This is a genomic window from Pseudomonas sp. SORGH_AS_0199, from assembly GCF_031453735.1.
GTDB classification, from domain to species: domain Bacteria; phylum Pseudomonadota; class Gammaproteobacteria; order Pseudomonadales; family Pseudomonadaceae; genus Chryseomonas; species Chryseomonas aestiva.
Window position 1 is genome coordinate 3217493 of record NZ_JAVJAE010000001.1, and the last position, 21096, is coordinate 3238588.

Annotated in this window: 20 protein-coding genes; 17 read left to right on the forward strand and 3 right to left on the reverse strand. The window is 66.9% G+C overall.

Going from position 1 to position 21096, the window contains the following annotated elements:
• The first annotated feature begins 4 nt into the window (after positions 1-4).
• The 6 genes from QE444_RS15170 (at position 5) to QE444_RS15195 (ending at position 6581) form a co-directional block, all read left to right on the forward strand.
• The gene (locus tag QE444_RS15170) at positions 5-1246 is read left to right on the forward strand and encodes an FAD-dependent oxidoreductase (protein ID WP_280307581.1); all 1242 of its coding nucleotides are present in this window, start codon (positions 5-7) and stop codon (positions 1244-1246) included.
• Positions 1247-1255: 9 nt separating this feature from the next.
• The gene (locus tag QE444_RS15175) at positions 1256-1552 is read left to right on the forward strand and encodes a sarcosine oxidase subunit delta (protein WP_187979404.1); all 297 of its coding nucleotides are present in this window, start codon (positions 1256-1258) and stop codon (positions 1550-1552) included.
• Positions 1549-4452: a 2Fe-2S iron-sulfur cluster-binding protein gene (locus QE444_RS15180; protein ID WP_309739519.1), complete on the forward strand. Its 2904-nt coding sequence runs from the start codon at positions 1549-1551 to the stop codon at positions 4450-4452. Before QE444_RS15175 ends, QE444_RS15180 begins: the two co-directional genes overlap by 4 nt.
• On the forward strand, positions 4449-5138 hold the full coding sequence (locus tag QE444_RS15185) for a sarcosine oxidase (RefSeq protein ID WP_187979405.1): 690 nt from the start codon (positions 4449-4451) through the stop codon (positions 5136-5138). The genes QE444_RS15180 and QE444_RS15185 overlap by 4 nt, the downstream gene beginning before the upstream one ends.
• Entirely contained in the window at positions 5135-5947 is an 813-nt protein-coding gene (locus QE444_RS15190; RefSeq protein ID WP_309739521.1) for an IclR family transcriptional regulator, read from the forward strand. The genes QE444_RS15185 and QE444_RS15190 overlap by 4 nt, the downstream gene beginning before the upstream one ends.
• 67 nt (positions 5948-6014) lie before the next feature.
• Positions 6015-6581 (forward strand): NUDIX hydrolase, encoded by a 567-nt coding sequence (locus QE444_RS15195; protein ID WP_187979407.1) that lies wholly within the window; start codon positions 6015-6017, stop codon positions 6579-6581.
• A gap of 198 nt (positions 6582-6779) precedes the next feature.
• On the opposite strand, the gene gabD is transcribed toward QE444_RS15195, so the two are convergent.
• Together gabD and QE444_RS15205 are read right to left on the reverse strand one after the other, a co-directional pair.
• The gene (gabD, locus tag QE444_RS15200; protein WP_309739523.1) at positions 6780-8225 is read right to left on the reverse strand and encodes an NADP-dependent succinate-semialdehyde dehydrogenase; all 1446 of its coding nucleotides are present in this window, start codon (positions 8223-8225) and stop codon (positions 6780-6782) included.
• A gap of 52 nt (positions 8226-8277) precedes the next feature.
• On the reverse strand, positions 8278-9684 hold the full coding sequence (locus QE444_RS15205; protein WP_309739525.1) for a cytosine permease: 1407 nt from the start codon (positions 9682-9684) through the stop codon (positions 8278-8280).
• A gap of 272 nt (positions 9685-9956) precedes the next feature.
• Between QE444_RS15205 and QE444_RS15210 the strand changes: the two genes are divergently transcribed.
• The 6 genes from QE444_RS15210 to QE444_RS15235 all read left to right on the forward strand — a co-directional run bounded on the left by QE444_RS15210 (position 9957) and on the right by QE444_RS15235 (position 15385).
• Positions 9957-10994 (forward strand): LLM class flavin-dependent oxidoreductase, encoded by a 1038-nt coding sequence (locus QE444_RS15210; protein WP_309739527.1) that lies wholly within the window; start codon positions 9957-9959, stop codon positions 10992-10994.
• 84 nt (positions 10995-11078) lie between these two features.
• Positions 11079-11669, forward strand: a complete 591-nt coding sequence (locus tag QE444_RS15215) for an amino acid synthesis family protein (RefSeq protein WP_133860690.1) — start codon at positions 11079-11081, stop codon at positions 11667-11669.
• Positions 11670-11682: 13 nt separating this feature from the next.
• Positions 11683-12522, forward strand: coding sequence for an alpha/beta fold hydrolase (locus QE444_RS15220; protein WP_187979411.1), 840 nt, complete (start codon positions 11683-11685; stop codon positions 12520-12522).
• A complete protein-coding gene (locus QE444_RS15225; protein ID WP_187979412.1) occupies positions 12519-14000 on the forward strand; it encodes an aldehyde dehydrogenase in 1482 nt (493 codons plus the stop codon). The genes QE444_RS15220 and QE444_RS15225 overlap by 4 nt, the downstream gene beginning before the upstream one ends.
• Before the next feature lie 15 nt (positions 14001-14015).
• Complete coding sequence (locus QE444_RS15230; RefSeq protein WP_059315038.1) at positions 14016-14501, forward strand: flavin reductase family protein; 486 nt, start codon at positions 14016-14018, stop codon at positions 14499-14501.
• A 128-nt stretch (positions 14502-14629) separates the two neighbouring features.
• A complete protein-coding gene (locus tag QE444_RS15235) occupies positions 14630-15385 on the forward strand; it encodes a GntR family transcriptional regulator (RefSeq protein ID WP_133860693.1) in 756 nt (251 codons plus the stop codon).
• Positions 15386-15429: 44 nt separating this feature from the next.
• Here QE444_RS15235 and QE444_RS15240 read toward each other — a convergent pair whose 3' ends face one another.
• A complete protein-coding gene (locus QE444_RS15240; RefSeq protein ID WP_059315040.1) occupies positions 15430-15717 on the reverse strand; it encodes a DUF1330 domain-containing protein in 288 nt (95 codons plus the stop codon).
• A gap of 78 nt (positions 15718-15795) precedes the next feature.
• On the opposite strand from QE444_RS15240, the gene ribBA reads away from it, so the two are divergent.
• The 5 genes from ribBA to QE444_RS15265 all read left to right on the forward strand — a co-directional run bounded on the left by ribBA (position 15796) and on the right by QE444_RS15265 (position 21023).
• Entirely contained in the window at positions 15796-16905 is a 1110-nt protein-coding gene (gene ribBA, locus QE444_RS15245) for a bifunctional 3,4-dihydroxy-2-butanone-4-phosphate synthase/GTP cyclohydrolase II (RefSeq protein WP_309739539.1), read from the forward strand.
• Between the two features lie 194 nt (positions 16906-17099).
• Positions 17100-18122 carry an ABC transporter substrate-binding protein gene (locus QE444_RS15250; RefSeq protein ID WP_309739541.1) on the forward strand — a complete coding sequence of 341 codons (1023 nt, stop codon included), beginning with the start codon at positions 17100-17102 and terminating at the stop codon, positions 18120-18122.
• 1 nt (position 18123) lies between these two features.
• Positions 18124-19050, forward strand: a complete 927-nt coding sequence (locus QE444_RS15255) for an ABC transporter permease (protein WP_309739543.1) — start codon at positions 18124-18126, stop codon at positions 19048-19050.
• 4 nt (positions 19051-19054) lie between these two features.
• Complete coding sequence (locus tag QE444_RS15260; RefSeq protein WP_133860698.1) at positions 19055-19864, forward strand: ABC transporter permease; 810 nt, start codon at positions 19055-19057, stop codon at positions 19862-19864.
• A gap of 16 nt (positions 19865-19880) precedes the next feature.
• On the forward strand, positions 19881-21023 hold the full coding sequence (locus tag QE444_RS15265; protein WP_133860699.1) for an ABC transporter ATP-binding protein: 1143 nt from the start codon (positions 19881-19883) through the stop codon (positions 21021-21023).
• The last annotated feature ends 73 nt before the right edge of the window (positions 21024-21096 follow it).

Below are 21096 nucleotides of genomic sequence, written 5' to 3' on the forward strand. Positions count from 1 at the left end.
CACCATGCCTTTCAGCCTGTTGAAATACGGCCTGTCCGCCGACTACCCGGTGGAGGTCGACCTGCCGCCACCCAAGGAACTCAAGTCCAGCTACGACGTGGTCATCATCGGTGGTGGCGGCCATGGCCTGGCCACCGCCTACTACCTGGCCAAGTACCACGGCATCACCAATGTCGCGGTGCTGGAGAAGGCCTACCTGGGCGGCGGAAACACGGCGCGCAATACCGCGGTGATTCGCTCCAACTACCTCACCAGCGAAGGGGTGAAGTTCTACATCGAGTCGGTGCGGCTGTTCAAAGAGCTGTCCAACGAATTCGATTTCAACATCATGTATTCCGAGCGGGGCCAGCTGACCCTAGCGCACACCGACACCACGGTGCGCGCCTTCCGCCAGCGCGCCGAGGTCAACAAGCACTTCGGCGGACGCACCGAACTGATCGACCGCCAGCAGATCCGCGAACTGGTGCCCTGCCTCAACCTCGATCCCGGCCACCTGCCGGTGCTGGCCGGGCTGTGGCACATCGATGGCGGCACCGCCCGTCACGACGCCGTGGCCTGGGGCTACGCCAAGCAGGCGGCCAAACGCGGCGTGGAGATCCACCCGTTGACCGAGGTGCAGGACTTCGTGGTGGAGAACAATAGAATCACCGCCCTCAAGACCAACCGCGGCACGGTGCGCTGCGGCTGCGCGGTACAGGCGGTGGCCGGTACCAGCTCGCTGCTGATGAACAAGCTGGGCATCTGCGCGCCGCTGCACACCTACCCGCTGCAGGCCATGGTCACCCAGCCGTTCAAGCCCTTCCTCGACCCCCTGGTGAGTTCCAGCGCCCTGCACTGCTACGTACAGCAGACCAGCCGCGGCGAGATCGTCTTCGGCGGCGGTTCGGACCCCTATCCGCTGTACCACACCCGCTCCACCCTGGAGCTCAAGGAAAGCCTGCTGGCCCACGCCATCGAGATGTTCCCCTTCATGGCCAACGCCAAGCTGATGCGCCAATGGGCCGGGATGACCGACATGACCCCGGACTACAGCCCGCTGATGGGCCTGTCGCCCATCGATGGCTACTACCTGGACGCCGGCTGGGGCACCTGGGGCTTCAAGGCCACGCCGATCTGCGGCAAGACCATGGCTGAACTGGTGGCCAGCGGCGGGCGGGTGCCCGAGCTCATCGCCCCCTTCGGCCTGGACCGGTTCAGCCGCTTCCAGCAGGTCAACGAGATGGGCGCCACCGCGGCCAGCCATTAAGGAGCTGTCATGAAGATTCTCACCTGCCCGCTCAACGGGCCGCGCAACATCAGCGAATTCACCTACGGCGGCGAACTCAAGGCCATGCCCGATCCCCGGGCCTGCAGCACCGCCGAATGGGCCGACTACGTGTTCAACTGCGGGAATCGCCGCGGCGTGGTCACCGAATGGTGGCTGCACAATGCCTCCAGCTACTGGTTCCTGGCCGAACGCCACACCGGCACCGACGAGGTGCTGCGCACCTTCGATCCCCGCGAGCTGTTCACCCAGCGTGTCGACTTCGCCGTTGCGGAGGTGCGCCCATGACCCGCCTGCCGGCCCCCATGGGGCTGCTGATCGATCGCAACCGTCCGCTCGCCTTCCGTTTCGAAGGCCAGACCTGTCACGGCTATGCCGGCGATACCCTGGCCAGCGCCCTGCTCGGCGAGGGTCGCTGGCTGCTGTCGCGTTCCTTCAAGTATCACCGGCCCCGCGGGCCCCTGACCCTGGCTGGCCAGGACGCCAACACCCTGGTGCAGTTGCCGGACGAGCCCAATGTGCTGGCGGATGAACTGCCGCTGCGCGAAGGTTTGAGCGCCACGGCGCAGAACGTCAGCGGCAGCCTCGAGCGCGACCGCGATGCCCTGCTCGGCACCTTCTCCAGGTTCATGCCGGTGGGCTTCTACTATCGCGCCTTCTACAAGCCCAAGGGCATGTGGAAGCGCTGGGAGCCGCTGATCCGCAGGAAGGCCGGCCTCGGCGTGCTCGACCTGACCTTCGTCCCCACCTACCACGACAAGGCCTATCTGTTCTGCGACGTGACGGTGATCGGCGCCGGTCCCGCTGGCCTCAGCGCAGCGCTGGCTGCGGCCCAGGGTGGCGCCGAGGTGCTGCTCATCGAACAGCAGCCGCTGCTCGGCGGCGCCCTGGCCTGGGGTCGTTTCGGCCTCGATGCCGGCCAGGGTGAAGGGCTACGCGAGGAACTGGTGGTCGCGGTGCGCGCCGAACCACGCATCCGGGTGCTGGAGGCCGCCGTGTGCAACGGCTGGTTCGCCGACCACTATCTGCCGGTCATCCAGGGCAACCGGATGTTCAAGGTCAGGGCGCGGCAGACTATCCTCGCCAGTGGCGCCTTCGACCAACCGGTGATCTTCCGCAATAACGACCTGCCCGGCATCCTGCTGACCAGCGCCGCCCAACGCCTGATGCGTCTCTATGGCGTGCGACCGGGCCAGCGTGCCGTGGTCCTGGCCGGCAACGACGATGGCTATCTGGCGGCCCTCGACCTGCAGGAGCAGGGGGTCACCGTCGCCGCGCTGCTCGATCTGCGCGCGGCGCCGCGGGATGCGCAGTTGCAGCAGGCGGTAAGCGCACGCGGCATTCCCGTACACCTGGGCCATACGGTGTACGAGGCCCACGCCGATGCCGCTGGCCGCCAGCTGGCGCGGGTCGATGTCCGGCCCATCGTCGGCCAGGGCCAGGTCGGCCCCGCGGGCCTGACCCTGGATTGCGACCTGCTGTGCATGTCCGCCGGCTACATGCCGGTCTACCAGCTGGCCTGCCAGGCCGGCGGCACCCTGGGTTACGTCGACGAGCAGGCCGCCTTCAGCCTCGGCAATCTGCCGCGGGGCCTGCACCTGGCCGGCTCGGTCAATGGCCGCCATGCGCTGGAGCGGGTGCTGTCCGACGGCCGCGCCGCCGCGTCCCGCGCCCTGGCCGAACTGGATCTCGCCCCGCTCACCACCGAGCAGACCCAGGCCGACGACAGCCAGGTCAACTTCCCCTGGCCGATGTTCGCCCATCCCCAGGGCAAGGAGTTCGTCGACTTCGACGAGGATCTGCAGATCGCCGACATCGTCAACGCCACCCGCCACGGCTATCGCGACGTCCAGTTGGTCAAGCGCTTCTCCACCGTCGGCATGGGCCCCTCCCAGGGTCGCCATTCGGCGCTACCCACCGCGCGCCTGGTGGCTGCCGCCACGGCGCGCAGTGTCAGCGACACCGGGGTGACCACCGCCCGCCCGCCCTTCACCGCGGAAAAGCTCGCCCACGTCGCCGGCCGGGCCTTCGATCCCTATCGGCGCACCGCCATGCACAGGCGCCACCTGGAACTGGGAGCCAGCCTGATGCCGGCGGGTGTCTGGCAACGGCCGGCCTTCTACGGCCCGGCCAGCGAACGCCAGCGGTGCATCCAGGCCGAGGTCCGCCAGGTCCGCGAGGGCGTGGGCCTGATCGACGTCTCCACCCTGGGTGGGCTCGACGTACGCGGCCCCGATGCCGCCGAATTGCTGGAACGGGTCTACACCTTCGGCTTCCGCAAGCTGCCCGTGGGGCGTACCCGCTACGCCCTGATGACCGCCGAAGACGGCGTGGTGATCGACGACGGCGTGGCCGCGCGCCTGGGCGATGAGCACTTCTACGTCTCGGCCACCACCAGTAGCGTCGACCGCGTCTATCGCAGCCTGCTGAAGTGGAACGCCCAATGGCGGCTGGACGTGGACATCGCCAACGTCAGCGCCGCCTTCGCCGCCGTGAACCTGGCCGGTCCGCGCTCGCGGGAGGTGCTGCGCGAGCTCTGCCCCGAGCTGGACCTGACGCCCGAGGCCTTCCCCTACCTCGCCGTGCGCGAGGGCCGCGTCGCCGGGATTCCCGCGCGGCTATTACGGGTCGGTTTCGTCGGCGAGCTGGGCTACGAGATCCATGTGCCGGCACGCTTCGGCGAGCGCCTCTGGGATGCCCTAATGGAGGCAGGCGCCCGCTTCGGCATCCGTCCCTTCGGCGTCGAGGCCCAGCGCCTGCTGCGGCTGGAGAAGGGCCACGTGATCATCGGCCAGGACACCGACGGCATGACCCATCCGGCCGAGATCGACATGGGCTGGGCCATCGGTCGCCAGAAGCCCTTCTTCGTCGGCCAGAAGTCCATCGAGATCCTCGAAAGCCAGCCACTGCGCCGCAAGCTGGTCGGCTTCACCCTGCCGGCCACCGCCAGCCAGCCGCTGGAAGGCCACCTGGTGCTGCGCGGCGACGACATCGCGGGCAACGTCACCTCCTGCGAATTCTCCTCCACCCTGGGCTGCATCATCGGCCTGGCCTATGCCGCCGCCGACCAGGCCGAGCCCGGCATGTCCCTGCCGATCCGCGTCGAAGGGGGCGAGATCGTCCAGGCCACGGTGATACGCCTGCCCTTCTACGATCCCCAAGCCCAACGCCAGGAGATGGGAGCATGACGCTGAATCCCGTGGAGTTCGACGAACGCAGCCCGCTGGTCGAATTGCAGCTCGATACACCCGTACTGCAGCATCAGGGACGGATCTTTGCCGAGCGTCTGAGTGCTGGCGACGAAGCGGCGCTGCTCCGCCGCGGTGGCCTGGCCGACCTGAGCAATCTGCCGCGCTTCGGCCTGCGCGGCCCGACCGCCGGCGACCAGCTGCGGGCCCAGGGCTATGTCCTCCCGGAGCGGCCCAACCAGGCGCTGCGCCAGGCGACCGGGGAATGGCTGCTGCGGCTGTCGCCGAGCGAATACCTGCTGCTTGGCGCCCTGGGCGACGGCGGGGCCCGGGTCGCCGCCCTGGAAGCGGCTGCCGCCGAACTTGGCCCCGGCTGCTACCCGCTGCCGCGCCAGGACTCCCACGCCTGGCTGATCCTCACCGGGTCCCAGCTGCCCGCGCTGTTCGCCAAGCTGTGTGGCGTGGACCTGGGCAAGCCCTTCGCGGTCGGCCAGGTGGTGCAGACCTCGGTAGCCAGACTCAACGCCATCCTGCTCAATGCCGGCGACGGTACTCTGCCGCATGTCCACCTGCTCTGCGACCGCGCCAGCGCCCATTACCTCTGGCACGTGCTGCTCGATGCGCTGGAAGAGTTCGACGGCGGTGCGCTGGGGGTCGCGGTGCTGCTCAAGGCGGGCATCCCATGACCGTCGTCGAAGCGACGGCGGTCGAGGCGGACGGCGACTATCGGGTGCCCGCCCTGCTGCGTGGCCTGAGGGTCCTGGAACTGTTCGACGCGAAGCGACGCCTGCTGACCCTGCAGGAGATCGCCGAGGGTCTCGGCGGCTCGACCTCGTCGGTCTACCGCATCGTCATGACCCTCACCGAGCTGGGCTATCTGGAGCGTCAGTCCAGGACCGGATACGGCCTGGGCATCAAGGTGGTCAGCCAGGGCTTCGCCTACCTGGCCAGCCGCGACCTGGTGGACATCGCGCAGCCCCACCTGGAACGGCTGCGCGACGTCACCTCGCTGTCCTGCCATCTGGGCATCCGCGATCGTACCGAGGTGGTCTATCTCTACCGCGCCATGGCCAGCCAGCGGCTGACGGTGAACGTCCCGGTGGGCACCCGGCTACCCTGCACCCGTACCGCCCTGGGCCGAGTGCTGCTCAGCGGCCTCGACGCCGAGGCCCTGAGCGCCCTCTACCAGCACGAGCGGCTGGATGACCAGCCACCGCCCGCGCCCCGTACCCTGCCGGAGCTGTTGCGCCTGGTCGAGCAAGACCGCCGTCAGGGTTGGGTCCTGCACCGCTCCGACTACTCCACCGCCATCGCCACCGGCATCCGCGATCATCGCGACCAACTGGTGGCGGCGCTCAACGTCTCCGGCCCCGATGCCGTGATGGATGCGGCCGCGACGCGGGAATGGGTCGGCGCCCTGCTGGCCGAGACCGCCGCGCGGATCGCCACCGAGCTGGGACACCGCCCCCACGCGGACGCCCGACGTTCCGACTAGGCCGCTGAGACGTTCTGGTATACCGTAAGACTAGAATAATCAGAGCAGTGACCAGGCCGAGGTCAGCATGAGCCCTTCCCCACGTTTCTGCTGCCAGTGCGGCAGCGCCGAATTGCGTCGTGGCCAGCCTGCGGGCGATAGCCATGAACGGTTGCTGTGCACCGCCTGCGGCCATGTACTCTATGACAATCCGCGGGTGATTGCCGGGTGCCTGGTGGAGCATCAGGGCCGCTATCTGCTCTGTCGCCGGGCCATCGAGCCGCGGCTTGGCTACTGGACCCTGCCCGCGGGCTTCATGGAGAACGGCGAGAGCGCCGAGCAGGCGGCCTTGCGCGAGACCTGGGAAGAAAGCGGGGTGCGGGCGCGAATATTGGCACCCTATTCCATCTTCAACGCCACGACGGTCAATCAGGTCTATTTGATCTTTCGCGCCGAATTGATCGAGATCGCCGCCGACGCCGGTGTCGAGACCCTGGAGCGCCGCTTCTTTGCCCCGGACGAGCTGCCCTGGGCCGAACTGGCCTATCCTTCGATCCAGCAGATCCTGGAGCGCCGTCTGCATGAGCAGGCGCAGGGTCAGCATGGCCTCTATTTCGGTACGGCCGAGGCCGGGCAGTTGCATCCCTTGGGTTGATGGCGCCGGGAGCTGTTGGGCTTCGACGATGGAGCCGTCTCAGCCCAACCTACCTCGATCGTAGGTTGGGTTGAGCACCGCGAAGCCCAACACGTCCAAACTCGGTGCGCCCGTTGGGCTTCGACGATAAAACCGTCTCAACCCAACCTACGGGGGCTGGTAGGTTGGGTTGAGCGCCGCGAAGCCCAACGAGAGCGATCAGATCCCCAGGCAGAGGTACTTGATCTCCAGGTAGTCCTCGATGCCGTACTTGGAGCCTTCGCGGCCCAGGCCCGAGGCCTTGACGCCACCGAAGGGCGCGACCTCGTTGGAGATCAGGCCGGTGTTGATGCCGACCATGCCGTACTCCAGCGCCTCGGCCACGCGGAACACGCGGGACAGGTCGCGGGCATAGAAGTAGGAGGCCAGGCCGAATTCGGTGTCGTTGGCCAGCTCGATGACCTCGGCCTCGTCCTTGAAGCGGAACAGCGGCGCCAGCGGGCCGAAGGTCTCTTCCTTGGACACCTTGGCGCTCCTGGGCACGTCGGCGAGGATGGTCGGCTCGAAGTAGCTGCCGCCGTTGGCGTGGGCCTTGCCCCCGGCGATGACCCTGGCGCCCTGGCTCACGGCGTCGTCGATGTGTTCCTTGACCTTGGCCGCCGCCTTGGCGTCGATCAGCGGGCCAATGGTCACGCCCTCTTCCAGGCCGTTGCCGACCTTGAGCTTGGCCACCGCGGCCTTGAATTTCTCGGCGAAGGCGTCGTAGACACCGTCCTGGATATAGAGGCGGTTGACGCAGACGCAGGTCTGGCCAGCGTTGCGGTACTTGGAGGCGATGGCGCCTTCCACGGCCTTGTCCAGATCGGCGTCGTCGAAGACGATGAAGGGCGCGTTGCCGCCCAGTTCCAGCGACAGCTTCTTGATGGTGGGCGCGCTCTGCTCCATCAGCTTGGCACCGATCTCGGTGGAGCCGGTAAAGGAGATCTTGCGCACGATGGGGCTTTCGGTCAGCTCGGCGCCGATTTCGGCGGCGGAGCCGGTGACCACGCTCAGCACGCCCTTGGGAATGCCGGCGCGCTCGGCCAGCTCGACCAGGGCCAGTGCCGAGTACGGGGTCTGGCTGGCGGGCTTGATGACCATGGTGCAGCCGGCGGCCAGGGCCGGACCGGCCTTGCGGGTGATCATCGCGGTGGGGAAATTCCACGGCGTGATGGCGGCGGTGACGCCGATGGGCTGCTTGATCACCAGGATGCGCTTGTCGGCCTGGTGGCCGGGGATGGTATCGCCATAGATGCGCTTGGCTTCTTCGGCGAACCACTCGATGAAGGAGGCGGCATAGGCGATCTCGCCCTTGGCCTCGGCCAGCGGCTTGCCCTGCTCCAGGGTCATCAGCCGGCCCAGGTCGTCCTGGTTCTCGATCATCAGCTCGTACCAGCGCCGCAGCTTGGCCGAACGCTCCTTGGCGGTCAGCGCGCGCCAGCCCGGCAGGGCGCGATTGGCGGCGTCGATGGCACGCTTGGTCTCGGCGCGGCCGAGCTTGGGAATGGTGCCCAGGGTCTCACCGGTGGCCGGGTTGTCCACGGTGACGGTGGCACCGCTGTCGGCGTCGATCCAGGCGCCGTCGACATAGGCTTGCTGGCGAAACAGGGGAGCGTCTTGCAACATGAGCGGGGTTCCTCGGGAGGGGATTGAAGGTGGTTTTCGACAGCGCCGCCGATCATTGTGCCGAGGTAGCCTGCAGCCGGGCGGCCTGGGCCGGCGAGCCCTGGTAGGCCAGCCAGAAATACAGCGGGCAGGTCACCAGCAGCCCGAACAGCCAGGACAGATCGGCGCCCGCCACCAGGTCGGCATAGGGCCCCTTGAACAGCGCCGTGTTGGCGAACGGCAGCTGCACCAGGATGCCGACCGCATAGGCGGCGATGGCATGGCCGTTGAAGCGGCCATAGCGGCCGCCGTCGGCGGCGAACAGCGAGGGGATGTGATAGTCGCCGCGCTTGATCAGATAGAAGTCGATCAGATTGATGGAGGCCCAGGGCACTAGGATCATGGTCATGGCCAGCACCAGGCCGATGAATCTTTCGATGAAATCGGCGGAGGCCATCAGCGCCACCCCGCAGCAGCCCACCAGCACTAGACTCGACAGCACCACCTTGACCCTGACACCCGGCGTCCAGCCAGCAGCGAAGGTCTGCACGCAGGTGATGATGGCCAGTACCGCGCCATAGAGGTTGAGCGCGTTGTGACTGATGATGTTGAGCAGGAACAGCACCATCAGCACCGGACCCAGCCAGCCGGTGGCCTGGGCCACGGCAGCCATGGCGTCGCCGCCGGCCGGCACTGCCAGTACCGCCACCACACCAAAGGAAAAGGCCAGGATGGTGCCCAGGGTGGCGCCGAGATAGGTCGCCCAGAAGGGGCGCGCGATGCCGACGGCTTCCGGCAGGTAGCGCGAATAGTCGCTGGTGTAGGGCGAGAAGCTCAGTTGCCAGATTACCCCCAGCGACAGGGTGGCGATGAAGCCGCTGGCGTTGAGGCCGCCCCGGGTCAGGAAATCCGCCGGCAGCGGCTGGCTCAGCATCATGGCGAAGCCGGCCAGCAGTCCGGCGCCCATCACCCAGGTGCCCCAGCGATTGAGGGTGTGGATGCAGCGATAGCCGATCACCCCGATGGCCGTGGCGCTCAGGGCACCGAGCACGATGGCCAGCGGCATGGGTACGGCCGGCACCAGACCCTGGATCGACTTGCCGGCCAGCACCACGTTGGAGGTGAAGAAGCCCACATAGATCAGCGCCGTGACGCAGACGATCAGCAGGGCGCCATAGCGACCGAACTGGCCGCGACTCTGCACCATCTGCGGGATGCCCAGGCGCGGCCCCTGGGCCGAGGCCAGGGCCAGCACCACCCCGCCGAGCAGATGCCCGAGCACGATGGCCAGCAGGCCCCAGGCCAGATTCAGGTGGAAGGACTGGACCACCATGGCGCCGGTGACGATGGGCAGCGGCGCGATATTGGTGCTGAACCAGAGGGTGAAGAGATCCCGGCTATGGCCGTGGCGTTCGGCCGGGGCGACGTGATCCACGGTATGGGTTTCGATAGCGACGGCAGAGCGAGGGGCTGCGGACATCCAGGAATTCCATTGTTGTAGTTGTGGAAGACGCCTGCTGGACAGGTCGTCCTGGTGAGCAGAAAGTATTACGGTATACCAGATTACACAACCGCCTTTTGGCCTGTGGAAGTGACGTCTGGGGACTACCGCCGAATCTCGTTACATCTCTGCTTGCCAGCTCACGTATTATGGTATACCAATAAAAACATCGACTGGCCGAGCCGTCGCGTACCGCCAACAAGAGACACCCGAGCCCTGGGCCGAGGTGGAAGACAAGAGGTAGGCTTCTTATGAAATTTTCCCTGTTCGTGCACATGGAACGCTGGGACGAAAGCGTCAGCCATCGGCAGCTGTTCGAAGAGCTGACCGAATTGACCCTGATGGCCGAAGCCGGCGGTTTCTGCACCGTCTGGGTCGGTGAGCATCATGCGATGGAATACACCATCTCCCCCAGCCCCATGCCGATCCTGGCCAACCTGGCGGCGCGTACCTCGACCATCCGCCTGGGCGCCGGCACCCTGATCGCGCCCTTCTGGCACCCCCTGCGTGCGGCTGGCGAATGCGCCCTGCTCGACGTGATCAGTGCAGGCCGCATGGAAGTGGGCCTGGCCCGTGGCGCCTACCAGGTGGAATTCGATCGCATGGCGGGCGGCCTGCCCGCCACCGCTGGCGGCAAGCATCTGCGCGAACTGGTCCCGGCGCTGCGCAAGCTCTGGGAAGGCGACTACGCCCACGATGGCGAAGTCTGGCAATTCCCCACCTCCACCAGCGTGCCCAAGCCGATCGGCACCCCGCCGATCTGGATCGCCGCGCGGGATCCGGATTCGCACAATTTCGCGGTGGCCAACGGCTGCAACGTCATGGTCACGCCGCTGATGAAGGGCGACGAGGAAGTGGTGGACCTCAAGCACAAGTTCGACAACGCCCTGGCCAACAACCCCGGCGTAGCCCGGCCCAAGCTGATGGTGCTGCGCCACACCCATGTGCACGCGGCGGAAGAACCCGAGGGCTGGAAGATCGGCGCCCAGGCCATCGGCCGTTTCTACCGCACCTTCGATGCCTGGTTCGGTAACAAGGAAACCCCGGTCAACGGTTTCCTCGCCCCCAGTCCGGAAGAAAAGTTCGCCGGCCGCCCGGAGTTCGAGCTGGAGAACATCCGCAAGAACACCATGATCGGCACCCCCGACGAGGTCATCACCCGCCTGCGTCACTACGAGGAACTGGGCGTCGACGAATTCAGCTTCTGGTGCGACAACAGCCTGCCCTTCGCCGAAAAGAAGAAGTCGCTGCAGTTGTTCATCGACAAGGTGGCACCGGCCTTTGCCTGATCCAGGGTCCGCGCCCCGGCGCGGACCTGCAACACGCCCGAGGGCGTGGCATACCATCATCCAACAGACATCCCAGGAGTCAGCATGAGTTTCGAAATCCGCAAGGTCGTCACCTATCTCGAAGAGACCCACAGCGAAGGCGGCAAGGCCACCGACAAGCCGGTGACCATGGCCGGCGTCGCCGTGGTGATCCGCAATCCCTGGGTCGGCAAGGGCTTCGTCGAAGACCTCAAGCCCGAGATCAAGGCCCACTGCTCCGACCTCGGCGCCTTCATCGTCGAGCGCCTGACCCGCGCCATCGGCGGTGCCGAGCGCATCGAGGCCTATGGCAAGGCGGCGGTGGTCGGCGCCGACGGCGAGATCGAACACGCCTCGGCGGTGATCCACACCCTCAGATTCGGCAACCACTACCGCGAGGCGGTCCAGGCCAAGAGCTACCTGAGCTTCACCAACAAGCGCGGTGCCCCGGGTACTTCCATCCAGATCCCCATGATGCACAAGGATGACGAGGGCCTGAGATCCCACTACATCACCCTGGAAATGCGCATCGAGGACGCACCGCGGGCCGACGAGATCGTGGTGGTGCTGGGCGCCGCCGACGGTGGCCGCCTGCATCCGCGCATCGGCAACCGCTACATCGACCTCGAGGAACTCGCGGCTGAAAAGGCGCGCTGAGGAGAATCCGCGAATGATCCGGTCTACAGACGCCAAGACCCCCGCCGGCACTGCCTACCGTATCGCCGGCGATGGCAGCCCGCTCGTCCTGATCCATGGCGTGGGGCTCAGCAAGGAAATGTGGGGCGGTCAACTCGCGGGCCTCGCGCCGCGCTACCAGGTGATCGCCTATGACATGCTCGGCCATGGCGAAAGCCAGCGCCCGGCGGCGCAGGCTACGCTCGACGACTATGCCGCGCAGCTCACCGAACTGCTCGATCACCTGGGGCTGGCAACGGCCGTGGTGGTCGGCTTCTCCATGGGCGGCCTGGTGGCCCGGGCCTTCGCCCTCGGCCATCCGCAGCGACTGGACGCCCTGGTGATCCTCAACAGCGTGTTCAATCGCTCGGTGGAGCAGCGTAGCGGGGTCCTGGAGCGAACCCGCCAGGCCGAACTCGAAGGCCCTGACGCTAACCTGGATAGCGCCCTGGCGCGCTGGTTCAGCCGCGAGTACCAGGGCGCCAACCCGGCGCAGATCCAGGCGCTGCGGCAGGCCTTCGCCAGCAATGACCCCCAGGGCTATCTGACCACCTATGCCCTGTTCGCCACCCAGGACCGCTATGGCGCCGAGCGCCTGGACAGCATCCAGGTGCCCACCCTGGTGGCCACTGGCGAACTGGACAGCGGCTCGACCCCGGAGATGGCGCGCCAGCTGGCCGCCCGGATTCCGCGCGCGCGCACTGCCGTGCTGGCCGACCAGCGCCATATGATGCCGGTCGAGTCACCCAAGCTGGTCAACGCCCTGCTACTGGACTTCCTCGACGAAGCCCTGGCCAAGGCCCCTTCCACTTCCATCAAGGGATACGTGGCATGACCCTGCAACGTTTTCAGATGTGCATCGACGGCGAATGGACCGCGGCCCAGTCGGGCCGTACCTTCGCCAGTCTCGATCCGGCCACCGCGACCGCCTGGGCGGAATTGCCCGACGCCGATGCCGACGACGTCGACCGCGCGGTCCAGGCCGCCCAGCGGGCCTTCGAGGCGCCGGCCTGGCGTGGCCTGACCGCCAGCGCCCGCGGCAAGCTCCTGCGCCGGCTGGGCGATCTCATCGCCGCCAACAAGGAAGCCCTGGCCCAGCTGGAAAGCCGCGACAACGGCAAGCTGATCCGCGAGACCCGCGGCCAGGTCGGCTACCTGCCGGAATTCTTCCACTACACGGCGGGCCTCGCCGACAAGCTCGAAGGCGGCACCCTGCCCCTCGACAAGACCGACCTCTTCGCCTACACCGTGCACGAACCGCTGGGCGTGATCGCCGGCATCGTGCCCTGGAACAGCCCGCTGTACCTGACCGCCATCAAGGTCGCCCCGGCCCTGGCCGCCGGCAACACCGTGGTGATCAAGCCGTCCGAGCATGCCTCGGCCACCATCCTGGAGCTGGCGCGACTGGCCCTGGAAGCCGGCATTCCGCCGGGCGTGTTCAACGTGGTGACCGGTTATGGTCCGGGCGCCGGCGCGGCCCTCACCCGCCATCCGCTGGTGCGCAAGATCGCCTTTACCGGCGGTGCCGCCACGGCCCGCCATGTGGTCCGCGCCAGCGCCGAGAACTTCGCCAAGCTGAGCCTGGAGCTGGGCGGCAAGTCGCCCAACATCATCTTCGCCGACGCCGACCTCGATAGCGCGGTCAACGGCGCGGTGGCCGGTATCTATGCCGCCTCCGGGCAGAGTTGCGTGGCCGGCTCGCGGCTGCTGGTGCAGGACGAGATCTACGACGAATTCGTCACCCGACTGGTGGAGCGTGCCCAGCGCATCCGCATCGGCAATCCCCAGGACGACGCCAGCGAGATGGGCCCCATGGCCACCGAGCAGCAGCTCGCCATCGTCGAGCGGCTGGTGGAGGCGGCCCTGGCCGAAGGCGCCACCCTGCGCCTGGGCGGCAAGCGACCCGACACCGGCAGCGCCGGCTGGTACTACGAACCCACCCTGCTGGAATGCGACCGGCACTCGCTGCGCATCATGCAGGAGGAAGTCTTCGGCCCGGTGGCCGCGGTGATCCGCTTCAAGGACGAGGCCGAGGCCCTGCGCCTGGCCAACGACAGCGAGCTGGGACTCGCCGCCGGTATCTGGACCCGCGACCTGGGTCGTGCCCATCGCCTGGCGCGGGATATCCGCTCCGGCATCATCTGGGTCAACACCTATCGCGCGGTCTCGGCCATGGCGCCGATCGGCGGTTTCAAGAACAGCGGCTACGGCCGCGAGAGCGGCATCGACTCGGTTCTGGCCTATACCGAAACCAAAACGGTATGGATCAATCTGTCCCAGGCGCCGATGCCCGATCCCTTTGTAATGCGTTAAACGAGGTTGGCAGTCATGATCGATCCCGCAATCTACAAGCAAGTGATGGGCGCCTTTCCGTCCGGCGTCACCGTGGTCACCACGCTGGACGCCGAGGGCAACCTCGCCGGCCTGACCGCCAGCGCCTTCAGCGCCCTGTCGCTGGACCCGGCGCTGGTGCTCTTCTGCCCCAACTACAGCTCCGACACCTATCCCCTGCTGCGTGACGGCAAGGGCTTCGCCATCCACCTGCTGAGCGCCGAACAGCAGCGTATCGCCTACGCCTTCGCCAGCAAGGGCAAGGACAAGACCCAGGGTATCGAATGGACGCGCAGCGCCCTGGGCAATCCGCTGCTGGCGGACGCCACCGCGGTGATCGAGTGCGAGCTGTGGCGCGAGTACGACGGCGGCGACCACGCCATCATCGTCGGGGCGGTGAAGAATCTCATCGTGCCGGACCAGGAGGTGATCCCGATGCTCTATCACCGGGGCCGGATGGGCGCCGCACCGATCTATGCCTGAGCGGACGGGCCCATGAACGCCTGCAGGGGGCATGCTAGACTTGCCCTCTTCCGCCCTGGCGAGCACGCAGGCCCCATGTAGTCGCGTGCCTCGTCGTCGCCTGTAGAACCGGTCCGCCAGAGAGCCCCATGAGACGCGCGCAACTAGACGACAGCTTCAAGATCACCCGCAGCCCGGTCACCCTGCGTGAAATGGTGTGCAATCGCCTGCGCCAGGCGATCCTGAACTTCCAGTTGCTGCCGGGCGATCGCCTGGTGGAGCGCGATCTCTGCGACCGCCTGGGCGTCAGCCGCACCTCGGTGCGCGAGGCCCTGCGTCATCTCGAATCCGAAGGCCTGGTGGAGTTCGCCGATGCCCGTGGGCCGCGCGTCGCCATCATCACCCTGGAGGATGCCTGCGACCTCTATGAGCTGCGCTGCGTGCTGGAAGGCCTGATCGTGCAACTCTTCACCTTGCGCGCCGGCCCCAAGGAGATCGCCGCGCTGGAACAGGCCCTGGCGGAAAACCGCGAGGCCCTGGAGGGCGCCGAACTGCCGGAGGTGATCGAGACCGTGCAGAATTTCTACGACGTGCTCATGGAAGGCTGCGGCAACCGCGTCGCCGCCACCCAGCTGCGCCAGTTGCAGGCGCGGGTCAGCTACCTGAGAGCCACCTCGGTCTCCCAGGCCAATCGCCGTCAGGCGAGCAATGCCGAGATGGAGCGCATGGTCGCGGCGATCCGCAGCGGTGATGCCCTGGCCGCCCACCAGGCATCGGTGGATCACGTGCGCGCCGCCGCCAAGGTGGCCCTCGACTACCTGCAGCGGCAGCAGGAGCACCAGGGCGAACAGGCGCGCGAGCTGTTCATCCCCCGCGTGCAGGACGAGCCGCGCATCGAACGCTAGCCGTCTTCGGCCAGACGCGGCAGTGCCGTGCCTGGCCGCCTCTCTCAGAGTCCTTCGACGATGAAGATCTCGGCCCGAGCCGCCGTCTGCCGGTGCCCGCAGGCGTCCTGATACTCCGCCGAGCGATAGCAGGCCAGGGCCTGTTCGTAGGAATCGAATTCGATCACCACCCGGCGCGTCGCCCAGCCTTCGCCTTCCAGCTGCTCGGCGCGTCCGCCCCGGGCGAGGAAGCGACCGCCATAGCGGGCGAAGGCCGCCGGGGCGCGCTCCGTATAGCCGCGATAAGCCTCGGGATCGGTCACATCGACCTCTGCAATCCAATAACCTTTCATGGCACCTTGCCTCTTTCGCTGCGATTTGTCTCATGGTATACCAGATTACATAGCAATCCAGAACCCTGAGAGGTTGTCGTGGCCATCCATCCCATCGAAGCGATCATCGAGGATTTCCGTGCCGGCAAGATGGTCATCCTGGTCGATGACGAAGACCGCGAGAACGAGGGCGACATCCTGCTCGCCGCCGATGCCTGCACCCCGGCGGCGATCAGCTTCATGGCGCGCGAAGCCCGCGGCCTGATCTGCCTGACGCTGACCGAAGAACGCTGCCGCCAGCTCAACCTGATGCAGATGGTCAGCGACAACGGCACCGTCCACGGCACCGCCTTCACCGTGTCCATCGAAGCCGCCACGGGCGTCACCACCGGTATCTCGGCGGCGGACCGAGCGCGCACCATCGAAGCGGCGGTGGCGCCGGATGCCACCCCGCGCGATCTGGTCCAGCCCGGCCACATCTTTCCCCTGCGCGCTCGCGACGGCGGCGTGCTGACTCGCGCCGGCCATACCGAGGCCGGGTGCGACCTGGCACGGCTGGCCGGTCGCGATCCTTCGGCCGTGATCGTCGAGGTGATGAACGACGATGGCAGCATGGCCCGCCGACCGGACCTGGAGCGCTTCGGCGAACGCCACGGCATCAAGCTGGGCACCATCGCCGACCTCATCCATTACCGACTGCGCCATGAACACACCGTCACCCGCATCGGCGAAAGCGAATTGCCGACGGTGCACGGCACCTTCCGCCTGCTGACCTACGAGGACCGTATCGAGGGCGGCGTGCACCTGGCCATGGTGATGGGCGACATCGACCGCGAGACCCCCACCCTGGTCCGCGTCCATGCCCTGGACCCGTTGCGCGACCTGGTCGGCGCCGAATACAGCGGCCCGCCGAGCTGGACCCTGTGGGCTGCCCTGGAACGCGTCGCCCAGGAAGGCCACGGCATCGTGGTGGTGCTCGCCAACCATGAATCCTCCCAGGCATTGCTGGCCAGGGTGCCCTCGCTGACCCAACCCAAGCGGCTGTTCGAGCGCTCCCAGTCGCGCATCTATGCCGAGGTGGGCACCGGGGCGCAAATCCTGCAAGACCTGGGCATCGGGCGTATCCGCCACCTGGGTCTGCCGCTGCGCTATGCCGGCCTGACCGGGTACGAACTGGAGATCGTCGAGACCCTGCCGTTCCCTGGCTGAAGCGCCTTTCAGAGGCCTTTGACAGGCTTGTAAAAAGTTTGGAATACCATAATATCGGATTATGCCAGGGCTCGTGACAAACGGGCCCGATAGAACAAGTCCAAGGCCTCCCTATTCTGGCCCCTGGCCGCACTGCTCTTAGAACGGACGAGGCATCCCTGCCGCGTCGATCCAATAACAGAGAGGGCATCAAGATGTTGCTGAAGCGCAAAGTCGTATCCATTGCCGTCGCCGGCCTGCTCGCCACCCTGGGCGTCCAGGCCCAGGCGGAAAGCCTCAACTTCACCAGCTGGGGCGGCACTACCCAGGACGCTCAGAAGAAAGCCTGGGCCGGCCCCTTCACCCAGCAGACCGGCATCCAGGTGGTGCAGGACGGCCCCACCGACTACGGCAAGCTGCAGGCCATGGTGCAGAGTGGCAATGTGCAATGGGACGTGGTCGACGTGGAGGCGGACTTCGCCCTGCGCGCCGCCCAGCAGGGCCTGCTGGAGCCGCTGGACTTCAAGACCATCGACCGCAGCAGGATCGATCCGCGCTTCGTCAACGATCATGCCGTGGGCTCCTTCTTCTTCTCCTTCGTGCTCGGCTACAACCAGGGCAAGCTGGGCAGCAAGCAGCCACAGGACTGGTCGGCGCTGTTCGACACCACCACCTACCCCGGCAAGCGGGCACTCTACAAATGGCCGAGCCCCGGCGTGCTGGAACTGGCCCTGCTGGCCGATGGGGTGCCCAAGGACAAGCTCTATCCGCTGGACCTGGATCGCGCCTTCAAGAAGCTCGACACCATCAAGAAGGACATCGTCTGGTGGGGCGGCGGCGCCCAGTCGCAGCAGCTGCTCGCCTCTGGTGAAGCGACCCTGGGGCAGTTCTGGAACGGCCGGGTCTATGCCCTGCAGCAGGACGGCGCGCCGGTGGGCGTGAGCTGGAAGCAGAATCTGGTCATGGCCGACATGCTGGTGGTGCCCAAGGGGGCCAAGAACAAGGAGGCGGCGATGAAATTTCTCGCCGAGGCCAGCGGTGCCCGCGGTCAGGCCGAGTTCGCCAACCTCACCGCCTACGCGCCGGTCAACCTCGACAGCGTCGCCAAACTGACCCCGGACCTGGCCAAGAATTTGCCCACCGCCTACGGCAGCGAGCAGGTCACTCTGGACTTCGCCTATTGGGCCCAGCATGGCGGCGAGATCGCCAGTCGCTGGAACGAATGGCTGGTGAAATGACATGTCCGCCTCCAGCTCCAGCCGGGCGGTGCTCGGCTCCGCCAAGGGCACCCCGCGTCCGCTGAGCGACCCGGCGCGGACCCGGGGTGAACGCGCCGTACGCTGGAAGGGGGCGAGTCACCTCGTCCCTGCCCTGCTGTTCCTCGGGCTGTTCTTCCTGGTGCCGTTGATCGGTCTGCTGCTGCGCGGGTTCCTCGAACCCGTGCCGGGCCTCGGCAACTACCAGACGCTGTTCGCCAACGGTGCCTATGCCCAGGTGTTGCTCAACACCTTCGGCGTCGCCGCGCTGGTGACCTTCTTCAGCGTGCTGATCGGCTTTCCGCTGGCCTGGACCATTACCCTGATGCCACGCGGCTGGGGCCGCTGGCTGTTCAACATCGTGCTGCTGTCGATGTGGACCAGCCTGCTGGCCCGCACCTACGCCTGGCTGGTGCTGCTGCAGGGTTCCGGCGTGATCAACAAGCTGCTCATGGCGATGGGGCTGATCGACGAGCCTTTGGCCATGGTCAACAACCTGACCGGGGTGGTGATCGGCATGATCTACATCATGATCCCCTTCATCGTGCTGCCCTTGCAGGCGACCCTGCAGGCCATGGACCCCATGGTGCTGCAGGCCGGCGCCATCTGCGGCGCCAGTCCCTGGACCAACTTCCGCAAGGTGTTCCTGCCGATGTGCCGTTCCGGCCTGGGCTCGGGTGCGCTGATGGTGTTCGTCATGTCGCTCGGCTACTACGTCACCCCCGCACTGCTGGGTGGGGCGCAGAACATGATGCTGCCGGAATTCATCATCCAGCAGGTGCAGTCGTTCCTCAACTGGGGCCTGGCCAGCGCCGCCGCGGCGTTGCTCATCGTCATCGCCCTGGTGCTGTTCGCCCTCTATCTCAGGCTGCAACCGGAATCCCCGGTCGACCCCCAGAACGCGAGGTAACCCCATGCTGCTCACTCCAAGTGCCCTCGGCTGGCGGCTGCGCGGTGGCCTGCTGCTGGTCACCGGCGCCATCGCCGCGGTGCTCCTGCTGCCCATCGTCTTCATCGTGCTGCTGTCGTTCGGCTCCTCCCAGTGGCTGGTCTTCCCGCCACCGGGCTGGACGCTGAAGTGGTACCAGCAATTCTTCGCCAACCCGGAATGGATGCAGGCGGCGCTGGCCAGCCTCAAGGTGGCGCTGCTGACCACCCTGGTCTCGGTGGCCCTGGCGGTACCCTGCGCCTTCGCCCTGGTACGCGGCAAATTTCCCGGGCGCAAGACGCTCTATGCGGTCTTCACCCTGCCGATGATCGTGCCGCTGGTGGTGATCGCCGTGGCCATCTATGCGCTGTTCCTGCGTCTGGGCTACACCGGCACCCTGCTGGCCTTCGTGGTCAGCCACGTGATCGTCGCCCTGCCCTTCGCGCTGATCGCCGTCATCAATTCGCTCAAGCTGTTCGATCAGTCCATCGAGGATGCCGCGGTGATCTGCGGTGCCTCGCGCCTGCAGGCGATCTACCGGGTGACCCTGCCTGGCATCTGGCCGGGGGTGTTCGCCGGGGCTCTATTTGCCTTCCTGGTGTCCTGGGACGAGGTGGTGCTGAGCGTGATGATGGCCAGCCCCAACCTGCAGACCCTGCCGGTGAAGATGTGGGCGACCCTGCGCCAGGACCTGACGCCGGTGATCGCCGTGGCCTCCACCGTGCTGATCGGCCTTTCCCTGCTGGTGATGCTCGCGGCTGCCCTGCTGCGCCGCCGCCAACCCCTTTCCCGCTGAGCTCCCGGAGCCTGCCATGAGCGCCGTACTCCAGAACCACACCCCCGCGGCCCCGCTGGTCCGCCTGCAGAACCTCAACAAGCACTACGGCGACTTCACCGCCGTGGACGATCTCACGCTGGACATCCAGGAGGGTGAATTCCTCACCTTCCTCGGCTCCAGCGGTTCCGGCAAGTCCACCACCCTGTCGATGCTGGCCGGCTTCGAGACCCCCAGCTCCGGTGCCATCAGCGTCGCCGGTCGCTCGCTGCTGCGGGTGCCGCCGCACCAGCGCGACATCGGCATGGTGTTCCAGCGCTATTCGCTGTTTCCGCACCTCTCGGTACGCGACAACATCGGTTTCCCCCTGGACATCCGCAAGGTCGGTGCGGCCGAGCGCAACCAGCGGGTCGACGCCATGCTGCGCCTGGTGCAGCTGGATGCCTTCGCCCATCGGCGGCCGGCGCAGCTCTCCGGCGGCCAGCAGCAGCGGGTGGCCATCGCCCGGGCGCTGGTCTATGAACCGCGCATCCTGCTGATGGACGAACCCCTCGGCGCCCTGGACAAGAAGCTCCGCGAAGACCTGCAGGACGAATTGCGCCAGTTGCACCGGCGACTGGGAATCACCATCGTCTACGTGACCCACGACCAGGAAGAAGCCCTGCGGCTGTCGCAGCGCATCGCCATCTTCAGTCACGGGCGCATCGTCGGCCTGGGCAGTGGCTACGACCTCTACCAGAATCCGCCGAATGCCTTCGTCGCGGCCTTCCTCGGCAACTCCAACTTTCTCAAGGTCACCGCCCGGGCCCAGGCCCATTGCACCTTCGAAGGTCAGGAGCTGGCGATGCGCCCGACCGCCGGCGTCAGACCGGAACAGGCGTTGCTGCTGATGCTGCGGCCGGAAAAGCTGCAGCTGCTGACTACCGAACAGGCCGCGACCCTGCCCATGCCGGCGGGCTGGAACGAGATCCCGGCACGGGTCGGCGAGGCGCTGTTCCTGGGCGAGAGCCAGAGCTGCATGCTGCAGACCGCGGGGGGCGCCCAGCTGATGGTCAAGTCGCTGGCCCATGCCCAGGGCCTGCAGCCTGGCCAGGTGGTACGGCTGCGCTGGGCGGCCAGCGATGCCTGCGTCTATACCGAGTGGAACGAAGCTGACCTGAGCAAGGCCGCCGCGCACTGAAGTCCCTGCAGGGCAGCGCGGATCGCCGCCCTGCCTTCGTTACCCGCCGAGCGCGATCCGACCGGCCAGGTCA

What these genes read in the sequence shown, in the direction of transcription:
- QE444_RS15170 (WP_280307581.1), top strand. Translation starts at nt 5, where the DNA reads ATGCCTTTCAGCCTGTTGAAATACGGCCTGTCCGCCGACTACCCGGTG.
- QE444_RS15175 (WP_187979404.1), top strand. Translation starts at nt 1,256, where the DNA reads ATGAAGATTCTCACCTGCCCGCTCAACGGGCCGCGCAACATCAGCGAA.
- QE444_RS15180 (WP_309739519.1), top strand. Translation starts at nt 1,549, where the DNA reads ATGACCCGCCTGCCGGCCCCCATGGGGCTGCTGATCGATCGCAACCGT.
- QE444_RS15185 (WP_187979405.1), top strand. Translation starts at nt 4,449, where the DNA reads ATGACGCTGAATCCCGTGGAGTTCGACGAACGCAGCCCGCTGGTCGAA.
- QE444_RS15190 (WP_309739521.1), top strand. Translation starts at nt 5,135, where the DNA reads ATGACCGTCGTCGAAGCGACGGCGGTCGAGGCGGACGGCGACTATCGG.
- QE444_RS15195 (WP_187979407.1), top strand. Translation starts at nt 6,015, where the DNA reads ATGAGCCCTTCCCCACGTTTCTGCTGCCAGTGCGGCAGCGCCGAATTG.
- gabD (WP_309739523.1), bottom strand. Translation starts at nt 8,225, where the DNA reads ATGTTGCAAGACGCTCCCCTGTTTCGCCAGCAAGCCTATGTCGACGGC.
- QE444_RS15205 (WP_309739525.1), bottom strand. Translation starts at nt 9,684, where the DNA reads ATGTCCGCAGCCCCTCGCTCTGCCGTCGCTATCGAAACCCATACCGTG.
- QE444_RS15210 (WP_309739527.1), top strand. Translation starts at nt 9,957, where the DNA reads ATGAAATTTTCCCTGTTCGTGCACATGGAACGCTGGGACGAAAGCGTC.
- QE444_RS15215 (WP_133860690.1), top strand. Translation starts at nt 11,079, where the DNA reads ATGAGTTTCGAAATCCGCAAGGTCGTCACCTATCTCGAAGAGACCCAC.
- QE444_RS15220 (WP_187979411.1), top strand. Translation starts at nt 11,683, where the DNA reads ATGATCCGGTCTACAGACGCCAAGACCCCCGCCGGCACTGCCTACCGT.
- QE444_RS15225 (WP_187979412.1), top strand. Translation starts at nt 12,519, where the DNA reads ATGACCCTGCAACGTTTTCAGATGTGCATCGACGGCGAATGGACCGCG.
- QE444_RS15230 (WP_059315038.1), top strand. Translation starts at nt 14,016, where the DNA reads ATGATCGATCCCGCAATCTACAAGCAAGTGATGGGCGCCTTTCCGTCC.
- QE444_RS15235 (WP_133860693.1), top strand. Translation starts at nt 14,630, where the DNA reads ATGAGACGCGCGCAACTAGACGACAGCTTCAAGATCACCCGCAGCCCG.
- QE444_RS15240 (WP_059315040.1), bottom strand. Translation starts at nt 15,717, where the DNA reads ATGAAAGGTTATTGGATTGCAGAGGTCGATGTGACCGATCCCGAGGCT.
- QE444_RS15250 (WP_309739541.1), top strand. Translation starts at nt 17,100, where the DNA reads ATGTTGCTGAAGCGCAAAGTCGTATCCATTGCCGTCGCCGGCCTGCTC.
- QE444_RS15255 (WP_309739543.1), top strand. Translation starts at nt 18,124, where the DNA reads ATGTCCGCCTCCAGCTCCAGCCGGGCGGTGCTCGGCTCCGCCAAGGGC.
- QE444_RS15260 (WP_133860698.1), top strand. Translation starts at nt 19,055, where the DNA reads ATGCTGCTCACTCCAAGTGCCCTCGGCTGGCGGCTGCGCGGTGGCCTG.
- QE444_RS15265 (WP_133860699.1), top strand. Translation starts at nt 19,881, where the DNA reads ATGAGCGCCGTACTCCAGAACCACACCCCCGCGGCCCCGCTGGTCCGC.